Source organism: Acinetobacter sp. YH12064 (genome assembly GCF_013419735.1).
Taxonomy (GTDB): domain Bacteria; phylum Pseudomonadota; class Gammaproteobacteria; order Pseudomonadales; family Moraxellaceae; genus Acinetobacter; species Acinetobacter amyesii.
Window position 1 is genome coordinate 1 of the sequence record NZ_VOZP01000006.1, and the last position, 16,523, is coordinate 16,523.

General features: G+C 41.7%; 15 protein-coding genes. 8 read left to right on the forward strand and 7 right to left on the reverse strand.

Features of this window, described 5'->3' with window-relative positions:
• Nucleotides 1-188: 188 nt before the first annotated feature.
• Together FTU13_RS07220 and FTU13_RS07225 are read left to right on the forward strand one after the other, a co-directional pair.
• The gene (locus tag FTU13_RS07220; RefSeq protein ID WP_180161103.1) at nucleotides 189-1,097 is read left to right on the forward strand and encodes a GGDEF domain-containing protein; all 909 of its coding nucleotides are present in this window, start codon (nucleotides 189-191) and stop codon (nucleotides 1,095-1,097) included.
• 130 nt (nucleotides 1,098-1,227) lie between these two features.
• Nucleotides 1,228-2,136, forward strand: coding sequence for a polyprenyl synthetase family protein (locus tag FTU13_RS07225; RefSeq protein ID WP_078193048.1), 909 nt, complete (start codon nucleotides 1,228-1,230; stop codon nucleotides 2,134-2,136).
• 198 nt (nucleotides 2,137-2,334) lie between these two features.
• Here FTU13_RS07225 and putP read toward each other — a convergent pair whose 3' ends face one another.
• The 5 genes from putP to FTU13_RS07250 form a co-directional block, all read right to left on the reverse strand.
• Entirely contained in the window at nucleotides 2,335-3,825 is a 1,491-nt protein-coding gene (putP, locus tag FTU13_RS07230) for a sodium/proline symporter PutP (RefSeq protein WP_180126672.1), read from the reverse strand.
• Between the two features lie 211 nt (nucleotides 3,826-4,036).
• A complete protein-coding gene (locus FTU13_RS07235) occupies nucleotides 4,037-4,891 on the reverse strand; it encodes an SPFH domain-containing protein (protein WP_078189969.1) in 855 nt (284 codons plus the stop codon).
• Nucleotides 4,892-4,907: 16 nt separating this feature from the next.
• Entirely contained in the window at nucleotides 4,908-5,387 is a 480-nt protein-coding gene (locus FTU13_RS07240) for an NfeD family protein (RefSeq protein ID WP_078189968.1), read from the reverse strand.
• 99 nt (nucleotides 5,388-5,486) lie between these two features.
• The gene (locus tag FTU13_RS07245; RefSeq protein ID WP_180024072.1) at nucleotides 5,487-6,410 is read right to left on the reverse strand and encodes a patatin-like phospholipase family protein; all 924 of its coding nucleotides are present in this window, start codon (nucleotides 6,408-6,410) and stop codon (nucleotides 5,487-5,489) included.
• Nucleotides 6,411-6,471: 61 nt separating this feature from the next.
• Nucleotides 6,472-7,107, reverse strand: coding sequence for a 1-acyl-sn-glycerol-3-phosphate acyltransferase (locus FTU13_RS07250; protein WP_180024073.1), 636 nt, complete (start codon nucleotides 7,105-7,107; stop codon nucleotides 6,472-6,474).
• A 169-nt stretch (nucleotides 7,108-7,276) separates the two neighbouring features.
• Between FTU13_RS07250 and FTU13_RS07255 the strand changes: the two genes are divergently transcribed.
• From FTU13_RS07255 to FTU13_RS07275, 5 genes are all read left to right on the forward strand, one after another.
• Nucleotides 7,277-8,563, forward strand: coding sequence for an MFS transporter (locus tag FTU13_RS07255; protein WP_180126670.1), 1,287 nt, complete (start codon nucleotides 7,277-7,279; stop codon nucleotides 8,561-8,563).
• Between the two features lie 127 nt (nucleotides 8,564-8,690).
• On the forward strand, nucleotides 8,691-9,821 hold the full coding sequence (locus tag FTU13_RS07260; RefSeq protein WP_180126669.1) for a porin: 1,131 nt from the start codon (nucleotides 8,691-8,693) through the stop codon (nucleotides 9,819-9,821).
• Between the two features lie 140 nt (nucleotides 9,822-9,961).
• Nucleotides 9,962-11,632, forward strand: a complete 1,671-nt coding sequence (locus FTU13_RS07265; protein ID WP_180126667.1) for a phosphoethanolamine transferase — start codon at nucleotides 9,962-9,964, stop codon at nucleotides 11,630-11,632.
• A 3-nt stretch (nucleotides 11,633-11,635) separates the two neighbouring features.
• A complete protein-coding gene (locus FTU13_RS07270; RefSeq protein ID WP_180065317.1) occupies nucleotides 11,636-12,304 on the forward strand; it encodes a response regulator transcription factor in 669 nt (222 codons plus the stop codon).
• 19 nt (nucleotides 12,305-12,323) lie between these two features.
• Entirely contained in the window at nucleotides 12,324-13,649 is a 1,326-nt protein-coding gene (locus FTU13_RS07275) for an ATP-binding protein (RefSeq protein ID WP_180067013.1), read from the forward strand.
• A 30-nt stretch (nucleotides 13,650-13,679) separates the two neighbouring features.
• Here the strand turns inward: FTU13_RS07275 and FTU13_RS07280 are convergent, their stop codons facing one another.
• On the reverse strand, nucleotides 13,680-14,387 hold the full coding sequence (locus FTU13_RS07280; RefSeq protein WP_180126665.1) for a phosphatase PAP2 family protein: 708 nt from the start codon (nucleotides 14,385-14,387) through the stop codon (nucleotides 13,680-13,682).
• Nucleotides 14,388-14,559: 172 nt separating this feature from the next.
• Here FTU13_RS07280 and FTU13_RS07285 point away from each other — a divergent pair, with 172 nt between their 5' ends.
• Nucleotides 14,560-15,258: an HAD family hydrolase gene (locus FTU13_RS07285; protein ID WP_180126663.1), complete on the forward strand. Its 699-nt coding sequence runs from the start codon at nucleotides 14,560-14,562 to the stop codon at nucleotides 15,256-15,258.
• Nucleotides 15,259-15,334: 76 nt separating this feature from the next.
• On the opposite strand, the gene FTU13_RS07290 is transcribed toward FTU13_RS07285, so the two are convergent.
• Complete coding sequence (locus tag FTU13_RS07290) at nucleotides 15,335-16,522, reverse strand: ammonium transporter (RefSeq protein WP_078193036.1); 1,188 nt, start codon at nucleotides 16,520-16,522, stop codon at nucleotides 15,335-15,337.
• Between the last annotated feature and the right edge of the window lies 1 nt (nucleotide 16,523).

The following is a 16,523-nucleotide window of genomic DNA, read 5'->3' on the forward strand; positions in this document are numbered from 1 at the left end:
TGTTCAAATGGCGATTCAGCGTTTAATTGGTTTTGGGAAAAAAGAAGAGTTTAAGGAAATTTTGGCAATTTTAAGAAAGCAGAATCCTGATAGGATAAGGGTTCTGTGAAATTTGTCGTGTACAGAGAAAAGACTTAATAAAATCGGATCTACCTACTGAACAATTGGCTGTATTAGAAGCGTTGCCAATGCCTGCTGCGTTATTTTCTGCGACAGCTGAGCTGATATGCGCCAATCAAATATTTAAACATCGATTTCAGTCAGACTTACAAGAGATTGTATTGAATCATGTGTCCGTGATGCAGCAAAAAACCAAAGCCACAAGTTCTGAGTTTGATTTACGCTGTTTAGAGAACGATAGCATTGAACCCTTTATGTATAGTGAAAATGAACGGCATTATTGGTTCACGCTCAAACCAAAGTTTCAACAAAGTGGGGATTTGGAACATGTACTGTTGTGCTGTGCGGACATTACAAATTTAAAGCAAGTCGAATTATCGTTGTTGAAACATAACCAACAACTCGAACAAAAAGTTTATTTTGATTATCTGACAGGGATAAGAAATCGACGAGGTTTTGATTTAGACCTTTCTCAGTGGCAAAAAAGCTTCGCGGTCGAACAAGCCAATGAAATTTGTTTGATGATGCTCGACTTAGACAATTTTAAGCAAATCAATGATATCTACGGCCATGCGTTTGGCGATGAGGTTTTAAGAAAAAGTGCGCAGCTTTTAAGGGGGCAAATTAGTCAACTCGCAGATGCACAAATATATCGCATGGGTGGGGAAGAGTTTGCAATGATTTTGCCACGCACGGCTATATCGACTGCATGTTCGATTGCACAACAATGTTGTGAGCAAATCTATGCTTCTTCGATGAATTATGCGGATAAGGCTTTACAACTGAGTATCTCATGCGGAGTGGCCTTGTGGGATGGAACAGAGTCATTTTTTGAAACATTGGCACGTGCTGATCAGGCTTTGTATCAAGCCAAGAAAGGCTCGAAAAATTGTACCTGTTTTAATGATGGACAAAATGTGGCGCTATTTGAGGAAACGACATTTAAAAAACCATCAGACTGTGGGAAAAACACATAGATTTAGGCCGTAACATAGAGAAAGATTTGAGAAAGCAGTATGATGCAACAGGTCAAAATTGACAGAAAACATTGGCAGTCGATTTGCTAATGAACGAAGCAGTTAAATATTTAAAGTATTTGAGGTGAATGTGTCTTCTTTAACAGACGTTTCCACACATGCCCTGACAGAAGCGCAGCAGCGTATTCAGCAGGATTTACTGACAGCGCTTGATGCATTTTCAATTCCAGAACCCTTAAAAGGGGCGGTGTATCATGCTGTGATGTTGGGTGGAAAACGCGTTCGACCGGCACTTTGTTATGCAACAGCAGCGTTAAAACCCAATACCAATTTTGCAGCCGTACGCCGTGCTGCGGTGGCGATTGAATTTATTCATTGCTATTCATTGGCACACGATGATTTGCCGTGTATGGACAATGATTTACTTCGTCGTGGTCAACCAACTTGTCATGTGGCTTTTGGTGAAGATACGGCTTTACTTGCTGGCGATATTTTACAATCGATGGCTTTTGAAGTTTTAGGCAGCCGTCTTTTTGATCAAGGCCCAGCCGTTGAAGCGCCGATCATCTTGAAGCAAATGCAAATTTTAGCGACTGCAACTTCAAAAATGGTCAATGGACAAGTCCTAGACTTACAAGCGGAAGGCAAGCATGTCAGTCAGGATGAACTAGAAAACATTCATCGAAATAAAACTGGTGCTTTAATTTCTGCTGCAATCATGATGGCGGCAGTGACGATATTTAATGGTACAGACCAAGCTATTCCTAAACTCCGCGAATTTGGTCTAGCGATTGGTTTAGCTTTTCAGGTGCAAGATGATATTTTAGATATTATTGCTGACACTGAAGCATTGGGTAAAACAGCAGGTAAAGATCAACAAGTGGATAAATCGACATATCCTGCGTTAATGGGTCTCGAGCAAGCGCAAGCTTATGCAGAAGAATTACATGCTCAAGCGCTTCAAGCTTTGGATTATTTTGCAGAAGATGCGGCAGAATTACACAAGATCACGCAGTTTTTATTAAAACGTCAAAGTTAATATGACGCAGTAAAAGACCTCAGCCCACACATGTAATATGTTGTGGGCTTTTTTTATATTTTGTATATTTGGAACAGAAGTCAATAAACCATCTACTGAATAGCTAAATGGATGATATGATAAAAAAGAAAAAAGGACGCCTAGCGTCCTTTTTTGCAGATATTAAAACTTAGAAATTAAATTTAAGTGCTATTGGTCTTAAATACTTTCTTTATAGATACGATCTGCTTCTTCAAATTTTTCAGTGACTTCAGCAGATGGCGCTTTGCCCATTAAGCTCACAATGATGATTGCAATGAGTGAGCAGATGAAGCCCGGTATAATTTCATAAACGCCTGTATCGCCCCAGAGGTTTTTCCATAGAATAACCATAACCGCACCGACCACCATACCTGCTAAAGCACCATTGAGTGTCATGCGTTTCCAGAACAATGACATGATAATCAGTGGGCCAAATGCAGCACCAAAGCCTGCCCATGCATATGCGACGAGACCAAGGACTTTAGAGTCAGGATTAGCCGCCATATAGATCGCAAGCAAGGCAATCATTAATACCATGAAACGGCCGACCCAAACCAATTCTTTTTGTGAAGCATTTTTGCGTAAGAATGATTTATAAAAGTCTTCAGTTAAGGTACTTGAGCAGACTAAAAGCTGACAGCTGAGGGTACTCATGATTGCAGCTAAAATCGCAGCCAATACGATACCTGCAACCCATGGGTTAAATAGAATTTTAGTCAATTCCATAAAGACCGTTTCAGGGTTTGCTGTAACGACACCTGCCAGTTCTGGATGCTGTTGGAAATAAGCAATACCGAAGAAGCCTGCTGCAACTGCGCCACCGAGGCAGAGCGTCATCCATGTCATACCAATACGGCGTGCATTGGGAATCGATTTAACAGAATCAGCTGCCATGAAGCGGACTAAGATATGCGGTTGACCAAAATAGCCTAAGCCCCATGCCAATAAAGACATGATTGCGACAAAACTTAAGTCAGCAAATACATTCATCGCTTGAGGGCGTGCCGCTTCTAGTGCCAGAGTGAACTGGCTTAAATCAGAGAATGACAACATGACCACGATAGGGGTAAGTAGCAAGGCAAAAATCATAAAGCCCGCTTGAATGGTATCGGTCCAACTGACAGCAAGGAAGCCACCAATAAACACATAGCTCACCGTTGCAATGGCACTGATCCAAAGCGCAGTGCTATACGACATACCAAACATACTTTCAAATAATCGAGCGCCTGCAACCATGCCTGAAGCACAGTAAATTGCGAAGAAAATCAAAATAATCACAGCTGACACGATACGTAAGATTTTCTTTTGATCGTTAAAACGATTTGAGAAATAGTCAGGTAGGGTCAAAGCATTATTTTGAACTTCGGTATGTACACGGAGACGACCTGCCACAAGTAACCAGTTGAGCCAAGCACCAATGATCAGACCAATTGCAATCCACATTTCAGATAAACCTGAAAGGTAAATTGCCCCCGGAAGACCCATGAGCAACCAACCACTCATATCTGATGCACCTGCAGAAAGGGCAGTGACAAAGCTCCCTAATCGGCGGCCACCTAAAATGTAGTCAGAAAAGTTACTGGTCGCACGGTATGCAAGTAAACCGATCACGACCATGGCGACAATATAAAAGAGAAAGGTAATTAGGGTGGGATTCAGGGAGCTCATACGGTATCCGCTTTGGCGTTGGACAATTGCGTTTAATTAGGGGACTCAATGGGATTTGCCTAAGCCAAGTAGGTGAAATCGAACGATAAGTCCTAAAACGTCAAAAAAATAACGTGAAATTTAAACATAAATTGACAAACTTTGCCTTCTTTTTTGTTTTGGGCATAAAAATGGGCCGTATATCACGACCCATTTTAATTAATGCGAAGATTTAGTTATTACGTCCCATCACACCACGAATCGTATTCAGTACATCCGCAGGTAAAACCACAGTTTTGGCATTATTAGATTTAGCCATATCTTGCATGGCTTTGACGTATTGTTCACCCAGTAAGTACGCAACTGGAATTTCTTTATCACCGACGGCTGAACTCACCATTTCAATTGCACGCTGAGAAGATTCTGCCAGTACCACTTGAGCTTCTGCATCCCGACGAGAGGCTTCTAAACGACCATCTGCTTCCAAAATAGCCGCTTGTTTTTCACCGTCTGCCTTGGTGACTGTCGCACGACGTTGACGTTCAGCGGCCGCTTGCTCTTCCATCGCAGCTTGCATGGTATGAGAAGGTTTAATATCTTGAATTTCTACAGTTTTAAGCGTAATACCCCAGTCAGAGATATCATCAGAAATAGCAGCTTTAAGTTTAGCCTTAATATGATCACGCGATGATAGTGCATCATCGAGGTCCATTTCACCAACAATAGACCGCAAAGAGGTTTGAACTAAGTTTTGAATCGCCCATGTGTAGTTTTCAATACCGTAAACTGCTTTTTCAGGCGTGGTTAAATTGATATAAGCCACAGCATTCATCAGCAGTACCGCGTTGTCACGAGTGATCACTTCCTGAGAGGGAATATCTAACACGATATCTTTGGTTGTCACTTTATAAGCCACTTCATCGACATACGGAATCACAAAGTTCAGCCCCGGATTGAGCGTGGTATGGTATTTACCTAAACGCTGAACAATCCATTTATAACCTTGGGGAACAATACGGACACCTTTAAAAATGGTGACGGCTACAAAAACTAAGAGCGCTAAAAAAACAATAGAAACACCAGACATGTCATTTCTCACTTATTTATGGATTGTCAGTGGGGTGGTTGCTGCTGTGCAGTTGGACGACTAAATCATTGCCTAAAATATCGGTCACGCGAACACGGTCGCCGACTTGAAGTGCATCTTGGGTACGGCAATGCCATTCGTCTGAACCTAAAACAGGCATTGGGAAGCGAACTTTAACGCTGCCATGATTGAGCTGGGTTTGAATCACCATACCCACTTGGCCAATCGTCGCTTCACGGGACAGACCTGCTTTGGTTTTATCAATGGATAAAGGCTTAATAAATTTGAACCACAAAAATGTGCAGAGCACGGCAAAAATAATCCAAACCACAATTTGGACATTAAAGTCCATGGATGGAAAGATCCAATATAAGATCCCAACCAAAATTGCAGAAACGCCAAACCATAGCGCAGCAAAAGACGGCAAAATTAGTTCAAAAAGCATCAAAGCGACGCCCAATACAAACCAGTGCCAAGGTTCTAAAATAAATTCCATACATCTACTCTTATATAAGGGTGAATTGATATAGATGAACCAGTATCTATATCAATGTAGCAGATGTATAACTCAATGAATATAAAAAAAATCGTTGAATTATATTTTCGCTTTTGGTGCTGGTTTAAAGGCCGCAGGGGACTGTTTAAAATTGTCGATCGCCTTAATAATGCTATTCACTTTGAGCTGTGCGGCTTTTTCACCTTCTAAAATCGTCGCATTGCTCGACTTCAAATCGAGTGTGCCGATATGTCCCACTTTAGGTTGAATCACGAAATTAGCATTTTTCAGTTCTTCATTAATACTTTGTTGTCCCATGATGTTAATGGTTTGATCGAGTAAACCAAACATGCTTACGGCTTTGCTACCGTCAGGACGCGCAGAGATATCAACTGCAATCACGATATCTGCACCCATATCACGCGCCGTTTTCACCGGAATTGGGCTGACTAAGCCACCATCGACATATTTCACCCCTGCAATGGTTGCAGGTACAAATACATTTGGAATGCTGCACGATGCACGTACCGCTTGGCCTGCATTACCACGGTTAAATTCAGTTTTACTGCCATTATCCAAACGGGTGGCTACAGCAGCAAAGCGCTTTGGAAATTGTTCAATTGATTTATTGCCGACGTTTTTATTAACAAAGTCTTGCAGTTTTTGCCCTTGAATAATGCCTTGGCTATTTAAGGTTAAATCACGAATATCAGACTCTTTAAAGTTCAGGGCCAATTGCTGCATTTGATATGGTGTTTTACCGCTGGCATACAAGCTGCCGACAAAACTACCCGCACTGGTCCCAGTCACAATCTTAGGTTTAATACCGTGCGATTCAAGCACTTTAAGCACACCAATATGAGCAAAACCTTTGGCACCGCCACCACCGAGCGCAATCGCGATCACCGGTTCACGTGCTTTGGCAGGTGTAGGTGTCGTGGTTGCAGGCGTTTTGGTTGCAGAATCACAGCCAGTGAGTGCCAATACAAAGAGGCTAGGAATCAGGTATTGCAAAAGTTTCATGGGTGAAATCTGATGGTTAAATATACAAAGTGCACATCACATCAAAAAAATAGCCATTTGACTAGGGCTTTTTCCAGTGCTTTTGTAACGGCAAGGCCAACCATTCGGGATTTTTCGGGGAAAATTTTCCATCATAAATCTTCAAAATTTTTTCGAGATCAGTTTCAAAATCTCCACTGGGTTCAAAAACACCCAAGCAATGAATGGTTTTCTTTGCATAATCAAAGCTAAACATCACAATAGGTATCTGTGCTTCATAGGCAATATAGTAAAAACCACTGCGGATTTTATCGGCTTTTTTTCGTGTTCCCTCAGGTGCCATTCCAATCCAAATTTGATCTGTCGCTTGGACAATCTCAGCAATTTCACGCGTAAGCCCATGTGGGTTTTCACGCTGCACAGGGATCACGCCGACCCAATCCAAAAGTGGTTTTAAGGGGGTATCAAAAAGGGTGTTTTTACCAAAAATGGTTATTTTTATCCCGATTCCAAGCAAGGCAAGAAAACCATGCCATGCATCTATATTAGAAGTATGCGGAGAAATGATCGCTACAGCTTTGGCAAGGTTGGGAAATTCGCCGTCAAATTTCCATCCTTGTGCCAAAAAAAGTGTTTTAAATATTGCGCGGCTCAGGGGGGAGCCGCGTGATGGAACTTGATCGGGCAAAACTGGAAATAATTGAGTCTTTTGATTCATTGCATATTCTTATATAGGTGAAATCCATTTTTGATGTGATGCACATTTAAAAGTAGGGCATCAGCATTGACCTTTATCTTAGGTCGATGATTTTTTTAGATCATTGGCAAAATAGCCGTATTTTGACTACTCTAAATGTAACTTCAGTGCACTCAATATTTAGGAACTTATGATCCAGCTTCGTCAGCTCTATCTTTTACTGTTTTCCTTATATTGGGCGCAAGGGTTACCTGTCGGTTTTATGACACATGCTTTACCAGTGATTTTAAGAGCGCAAGGTGTGTCTTTGGCGCATATTGGTGGCTTTGGATTACTCATGCTGCCATGGTCGATCAAAGTTTTCTGGGCACCGTGGATTGATCGGCATGGTTCAAGGTCCAAAGGGCACTATCGGAGTTGGATTATTCCAATGCAGTTGTTGTCCGTGGTGGTCTTGGTCTTCCTGTCTTTTTTGCCGATCCAAAGCTTGAATGAACCGATGTATTTGCTGCTATTTTTTGTGGCTTTACTCAGTATGAATTTGGTTGGTGCGACTCAAGATGTCGCAACCGATGGCTTGGCCGTCAATATTTTAAAAACTGACCAACAGCACTGGGGCAATACCTTTCAGGTGATTGGTTCCAGACTCGGCTTTATCGTGGGCGGTGGTGCTGTACTTTGGGCCTTGGATTGGTTGGATTGGCAAGCCACATTTCTGTTTTTAGCGGCATTGGTGTTCATCAATACCATCCCTATTTTTATGTATCGAGAACCTTCAAAGCTACCAATCAACATAAAATCTAGTCCAGAGAATGATAACAACCATAAACATACTTCAGGCTTATTCTATGCTATTCGCCAGTATTTGGCTTATTTTACCCAAACTAAAACCCTCACACTGTGGCTCATGATCTTATTGAGTTTTAAGCTTGCAGATGGTCTAGCAGGTCCACTACTTAAGCCACTGATGGTCGATTTAGGATTGAGTTTTAGTCAAATTGGTCTGTATGTCACCATGCTAGGTGCAGTGGCTGCTTTAATTGGGGCTGGGCTTGCTGGTCTTAGCTTGAAGTATATTTCTCGGGCGCAAGCCTTGGTTTTCTATTCGGTATTGAAAATATTCAGTTTATTGGCCTATGCATGGCTGGCTTTGCAGTTCGAGGCAAAACGGCCCGTCCATGAATGGCTGATCTATGGGATCAATGCTGCCGAAGACATGATTTCAGCCATGCTGCTTGTGATCATGCTGACTTTGGTGATGCAATATAGTCGTAAAGCATTTGCAGCAACGGACTTTACATTTCAGGTTGCCATTATGGCTACGGTGAGTGGGGGGCTGTATAGCATCAGTGGCATAGTGGCCGATCAGTTGGGTTATAGCACTTATTTATTTTGGATCACAGGTTTGGCTGCATTGAGCTTAGTCCCGATTCTATTTTGGGGAAAAGCATCAAAAAATGACCAAAATCACTTCTAAATCATGATTTTGGTTGTTTTTTATCAGCTAAAGCACTAAAAGAGCAATGCAAATATTATTTTAATAATTTTGTAATATGTTTCCCGTGTGTAATATCTGTTACAAAATAATTTAAGGAAAATTTTTGATGAAAACTAAGTTAGCAGCGGCTATCGCATTGAGCCTTTTGGCTGGGTCAACCTTTGCAGCACCAACCTTCTACGGTGAAATTGATGCGTCAGTTGATTATTTACCTGAAGATAATAAAACGGGTGTTTCAGACAAAGATGTCGTTGAAATCAGTTCAAACAGTTCTTTCTTGGGTTTAAAGGGCGATGAAAAACTGACTGACCGTTTAAGCGCAGTTTATGCAATTGAATGGGCATTTAACTCAGACGGCGAAGGCGATGACTGGTCTAAGCGTAACCGCTTCGTTGGTTTGAAAGATGCGAAACTTGGTACATTGAAAGTCGGTGCACACGATACACCATTAAAACAATTGTCTAGTCCGGTGGATACATTTAACAACTACGTGGGTAACCGTGCTGATGTTACAGGCATCATGACGGGTGAAAATCGTGTCGATAACGTTGTTGTTTATGAATCACCAGCATTTAAAATTGCGGAAGGTGCAATTAAAGTTAATGCATTGCTTGCAACAGGTGAATCTTCAGGAATCAAGAGCGACAAAGGTGTAGTAAAAACTGCAGTTCGTGGTCTTGGCGATGCTTGGTCGGCGTCTGTTGTCTATGACAGCCCCGTTGTTGTCGCAGGTTTAGCCTATGACAAAGCCATTCCATCGAACTTTGGTGGTGTAGGGATCTTAAATGCTCAAACTCCTGAAGTTACAGGTACCAAAGTTTTTGCTGCCGCAAATACCGTTCGTGCGATCGGTCGTGTAAATCTTGAGGGTGGTTTGGCACTGAAAGCTTTATATCAAACGTCTGAAGTAGAAAAAACACCATATTCAAGCAAAGAAGACACAAACACGAATGCAGAGAATGCAGCAAATATTGATGATGCTCAAGGTTGGTTAGTCGGTGCAGAATACAATCTACCTTCTGCAAAAGCTTGGACAGTAAAAGCACAATATAGTCAAAATACTACGACCTATAAAGTGGGTGATGATTACGAAGCTCAGCAACTCATTGCAGGTGCAGATTATGCATTTAGCAAACAAGTGAAAGCTTATGGTTATGCAGGTTACTTAGCACTTGAACAAGGTCCAGATGAAAGCAAACAACCTGTTCTAGGTACAGGTCTAGAATTTAAATTCTAAAACTTTGATTTAAGTTGTTCAAAAGGCGATGTTTTACATCGCCTTTTTTGATTTTTCTTGCTTGGTTTTGATCAGTTTTAAGTGATTTTTAAGTTTGAATTTTTAGATTAGGGCATCAAAGATCAATAATTGATGCCAATATGCTTCAGGTCATAGCTAAAATACAGCAAAAAATTCCAAGACTTAGTTTAAGTCAATTTAACCTCGTGCTTGCCTTATGGCTTGGGGTGGTTTTGAACCTCGCGTTTTATCAGCAAATCCAGCAGCTCACACCTTATACGGGGCTGAAGGCCGGACTATTTTTAGCGGCAACCGTACTGGTGGTAGTGGCACTTTATAATGTGCTGATGCAACTACTGCAATGGCGATGGAATTCAAAACTTTTGGCGAGTGTTTTGCTGATCATTGGTGCCTTGAGTGCTTATTTCGTCAATAGTTTAGGCGTGACCATTACATCTGACCAAGTGCAGAACATGATGCAAACAGATGTAAAGGAAGTGCAGGATTTAATCTCGCCACAATTTTTTATCTGGGTCTTTGGACTGGTTATTTTGCCAGTGCTATTGATCTGGCTTTTGCCACTGCATAAAGAAGCCCTAAGCACGGTCGTAGCCAAAAAGGGTCTACATATAGTGCTATCGCTCATCCTTTTGGGTGCTTTGCTGTTTGTTTATTTTGTTGATTATGCAGCGATCTTTCGTGAGCATCGTGACTTAAAAGGCATGCTCTCACCACAAAACAGTATCGCTTCGACATTTTCCTATTATCACAAAAAAGCACCGAAACAGAATTTGCCATTGCTGAGCTATGGTGAAGATGCACATATGGTTGAAAACCTAAGCGCCAATAGCTTACCAAAATTGATGGTTTTAGTGGTTGGTGAAACTGCGCGCGCGGAAAGTTTTTCACTCAATGGTTATGCTAAAAATACCAATCCTGAACTCAGTCAGCAAAATATTATCAATTTTAGCCAAGTCAGCTCATGTGGCACCGCAACCGCTGTGTCTGTTCCTTGTATGTTCTCGGGTATGCCGAGAACCGAATATGACGAACAGCTTGCAAGTCATCGCGAAGGTTTACTCGATATTGCACAGCGTGCAGGCTATAAGGTGACGTGGCTAGATAATAATTCAGGCTGTAAGGGTACATGCACACGTGTTGAAAAATATGAATTTCCTGAAGCGCTGAAGAAAAAGTGGTGTGATGCCGATGGCGAATGTCATGATGAAATCTTGGTGGATGGTTTGAAGGCATATTTGGCTTCGATCCCCAAAGCAGATCCAACACCCCGTTTAATTGTATTACACCAAATGGGCAGTCATGGCCCTGCTTATTTCAAACGAAGTACCGCAGCGTTTCAAAAATTTAAGCCAACCTGTAATAGCAATGCCATACAGGGATGTAGCTCTACAGAATTAATAAATAGTTATGACAACAGTATTATCTATACCGACCATGTGCTGAGTGAATTGATTAACACCTTAAAAGTGACTAACAACTATCAAACAGGACTGTGGTATTTGTCCGATCATGGCGAGTCGACAGGTGAACATGGCTTATATTTACACGGTTCTCCATACGCAATTGCACCGTCACAGCAAACCCATGTGCCGATGTTGATGTGGTTTTCACCGGCGTGGCAAAAAAATAATTCAGCGCAATACACTTGTTTAATGGCACAAAAAAGCCAAAAATTAAGTCAGGATAATCTATTTCCATCGCTATTGAGTTTGCTCGATGTGCAGACTCAAGTGATTGATGAAAAAAACAATATGTTGCAACAATGTACTTCAGTACAGCGCAGGACTTAAGCCATGCACAAAATACTTATTATTGAAGATGATTTCATGATTGCCGAATCGACAAAAACCTTGTTGAACTTTCAACAGTTTGAAGTCGAGTGGGTGAATAATGGTATCGATGGCTTAAAGCTCATAATGCAAGGGGGGATTGATATCGTCTTGCTAGATCTGGGTTTGCCGATGATGGATGGTATGCAAGTCCTGAAACAAATTCGTCAAATGCAGCCCAAATTGCCGGTATTAATCATCTCGGCACGGGATCAACTACAAAATCGTGTAGATGGTTTAAACCATGGGGCAGATGACTATCTGATTAAGCCTTATGAGTTTGATGAATTACTTGCACGGATTCATGCGCTCCTTCGACGCACAGGGCTGAGTTCAGTCGAAGCACCACAGAAAATTTTAAAACATGGTGAATTGATTTTAGATATTGAGCAGCATCTTGCACGCTATAAGGGGCAATATGTCGATTTATCTAACCGTGAATGGGCCATATTGATTCCACTGGTGACGCATCCGAATAAGATTTTTTCGAAAGCCAATTTAGAAGATAAGCTTTACGATTTTGATAGTGATATCAGCAGTAATACTATTGAAGTGTATGTGCATCATCTCAGAACAAAATTAGACAAAGATTTTATTCGCACCATTCGTGGTTTAGGTTATCGACTCGGTTAAGGCAAAGGAATTATCGACCATGCAGCAGCCTTATTCTCTGAAAAAGAGACTAATTATTTATGTGTCTGTTTTCAGTATGCTTTTGGGCTGTCTTTTGGTGTTTTCAGCTTATCGAATTGCACTTGAAGAAATTAATGAAATTTTAGATGCGCAAATGCAAAATTTGGCGGAACGTGTTGCAGAGCATGATCCGCAGCCCATTCGCAGCGAATTTGATCAACATAAGCGTTATCACGAAGAAGATTTATTTGTCGATGTGTGGACCTATCAATCCAATGCGCATCAAACCCATCAATTAAAATTATTGGTCGCGCCTCAGCCCAAAGCCGGTTTTTATACCCACAGAACCCAACAGGATGAGTGGCATACCTATATTTTGCCACTCGCAGATCGGCAAATTCAGGTCAGTCAGCAAGAATCGGTTCGACAGCATCTAGCTGCTGAATTGGCCAGTAGCATGTTTATTCCCTATTTGGTTTTTATACCTTTTGCATTAATCGCTTTGGGATGGTTGATTCAACGCAGTTTAAACCCATTGGAAAAATTTAAAAAAGAACTGGCAAAACGGGATGCCTTTGAACTTTCTCCAATCTCTCAAATGCCGTATCCAGAGGAAATTGCACCGACTATTATTGAAATGAACCAGTTGTTTGAACGAATTTCGTTGTCGCAGCAGGAACAGCGCCAGTTTATTGCGGATGCAGCGCATGAGTTACGGACCCCGATTACCGCACTGAATTTGCAAATGCAGATTTTGCTACAAAAATTTCCACAAGATGACGCTCTACAAAATTTGAGTAAAGGTTTAATTCGTATTCAGCATTTGGTCAGTCAATTATTGAGTTTGGCAAAACAAGATGCCTCGGTCTTTGAACTTGAGCGCAAACAACATTTTGATCTTAAGCAAGTCGCAACCAATTGTGTCGAGCAACTGGTACATTTGGCCATGCAAAAAGATATTGACCTTGGCATGGAGCAACAACAGAGCATTGCCTTATATAGTCTTGAGCCAACCGTACATTCAATCATTTTTAATTTGATTGATAATGCCATCAAATATACCCCTGCACAGGGTATGATTAATGTCTCCGTTTTTGAACATGCGGGGCAGGCGGTTGTACAGGTTGAAGATAGCGGGCCTGGCATCGACCCTGCTTTATATGAGCAAATTCGTAAACGCTTTTATCGAATTTATAATCATGAAGAAATTGGAAGTGGTTTAGGGCTGGCAATCGTGGATAAAGCCGCAAAACATATCGGTGCACGTTTAGATTTTGCGAAAAGTGAAACGCTGGGTGGGTTGAAAGTAACGATTCAGATTCCGCTAAGACCTTTAAACTCCTAATTATTTTAATTTACTCCTTGCGAATAAAGCCTATATCCATTCAAAGTGTTTATAGGCAGTTTTGATTTTTTCTGTGGGTAGATAACGATAGCCAAATGTATAAATGACTGTGTTAAAGGCCCAAATAAACCATGCTGTCCATAGATTATGACTGAGAAAATGTGCACCCCGCATCATTTGCGCCCAGCCAAAAGCAAAGCCTAAAATCAGCCCAGCAGATAAAAAGAAATATGCACGGGCAGGTCGATGTATTCGATAAACAAAATATCCCGTAATTAAGGCAAAACCAGTCGCAGCATGGCCACCGGGGAAGCAGTGTCCTTGGCGTGCTGAAAAATCCCAAGAAAAGCCTTGGGCTGTGGCGACGGTCATATTCCAAGGGCAGGCATGTGCAGATTGTGATTTGAGTAAACCAATCATTGCCGTGCTGAATAGAGCCACTACGATAAAATAACCGAATTCAAACTTACGTGCTTTCAGATGAGGATATTTAAAACTGCATATCCATGCTGCGATATACAGGACATAAACGCCTATGACGATATTCTTGATATAGCGATGGTTCAGCACAGCAAGTGCCCAATCATTACGATGAGGAAAACTACCATGTAGGTCGACCCAAGGCTGAATAAAAGCTTGGTCGAGCGAACCACCGACGGGGAAAACATAAAGGAGGCCAACCAAACTGAGTGTGAGCAGCAGGGCTTGTCGTAATAAAATGGAACGGTTCGAGAGCATAAGTCGTGTGATGTGCTGAAATTATTTTGTTTGAATGCTGCTATTTGAAACCACAAAACTTAAATCAGACTTAATCGGCTATTTGAACTGTATTGATATCGATAGTGAAGAATATGCATAAAGCAAAACGGGCATTGTGTTAAAGTTTTTGAAAACTCAGTAATAAAGATTTATGAGCATACGTGCAGTCCTTTTTGATTTAGATAATACTTTGACTCACCGAGATCACAGCGTTCAGGCCTATACGCAGTATTTAGCCGAATCTTATCAGTCGACGCTGGTGGAGGTAGACCTTGTACAGATTAAACGTATTATTAATCGTATAGATAATGGGGGATATCCGAAAAAAGAACTCCTTACTCATCCGAGTATTGGGGCATCTGTCGCTTATGCCCTCCAAACAGAGCTAAGTTGGATACATCAACCCGATTTTGATGAGCTGACACAATTTTGGTTTCAGCACTTTGGTCAGTTTGCCGTGGCGATGCCAGGAGCATTGAGCTTGCTGCAGCAACTAAAACAGCAGCAGTATAAACTGGCGGTGGTGTCGAATGGTGGACATGCCACACGCCTGAACATTTTAAATGGACTGGGTTTTGCATCGTATTTTGATCAGATCATCAGCTCGGAAAGTGCAGGGATCAGTAAGCCCAAAGTTGAAATATTTCAGCATAGTTGTCGTGAGTTGGGCGTGAAGGAAACCGAGTGTTTATTTATTGGTGATCATCCTGTCAATGATATTTATGGTGCGAGCCAAGCAGGGATGTCTGCTGTTTTGTTAGAAGGCTTTCATACTTTAAGTGCTGAACAACAGCACAGCATTCCCAATAAAATTCAGCATTTGGATCAGGTCTTAGATTTTCTAAAATAAGGTGATTTAAACTCAAGATTTAAGCGAAGTTCAGGGTAAAAAAAAGCGGCATAAATGCCGCTTTAGATTGTGTTGTTTAGAACATGTTTTCTTCAGAGTTTGCCGAAATACGGTGAATACTTAAGTCTGCACCACGGAATTCTTCTTCTTGATCTAGGCGAATACCCATCGTTACTTTGAGTAGACCATAAACGATAAAACCACCAGCCAATGCAATCACGATCGCGAGCAGCGTACCGATACATTGAGAGATCATTGAAATACCGCCTAAACCGCCCAACCATTTTTGTCCAAATACACCCACTGCAATACCACCGAAAGCACCACAAACACCGTGTAGTGGCCATACGCCAAGTACATCATCGACTTTGAGTTTGTTTTGAGTGTATGTAAATAGTTTGACAAAGATCAGACCTGCGATAGCGCCGATAATTAACGCACCGACAGGATGAACTACATCTGAGCCTGCACAGATTGCAACCAAACCTGCTAAGGGACCGTTATGTAAGAAACCGGGGTCATTTTTACCCATGAAGTTTGCCGCCAATGTGCCACCGACCATCGCCATGAGAGAGTTAATCGCGACTAATCCTGAAATCGCATCAAGGCGTTGAGCACTCATTACGTTGAAGCCAAACCAGCCGACGATTAAAATCCAAGAACCTAAGGCAAGGAATGGAATACTTGAAGGGGGGTGAGCGCTGATACGACCGTCTTTTTTATAGCGTCCATGACGTGCGCCAAGTAAAAGTACTGCAGCTAAAGCGATCCAACCGCCCATCGCATGTACCACGACCGAACCTGCAAAATCATGAAATGCTGCGCCAAATGTGCGTTCTAACCATGCTTGTAGCCCAAAATTACCATTCCATGCCATGCCTTCAAAGAATGGATAGACCAAAGCGACCAATAATAATGTGGCAATCGCTTGAGTCCGCATTTTTGCACGTTCAGCAATACCACCTGAAATAATCGCTGGAATGGCTGCGGCAAAAGTCAGCAGGAAGAAACAACGCATTAAGTTGTAGCCATGATCGGCTGCTAAAGTGTCCCCAATATGAAAAAAGTGCTGACCATAAGAGATGTAATAACCCACAAAAAAGTATGCAATTGCGGAAATAGAAAAGTCAGTCAAAATTTTACTCAGCGCATTGACCTGATTTTTATGTCGTACTGTACCCAATTCTAAAAATGCAAAGCCAGCATGCATGGCAAGAACCAAGACTGCACCAAGAAGGAGAAAGAGGAGATCTATATTTTGCATA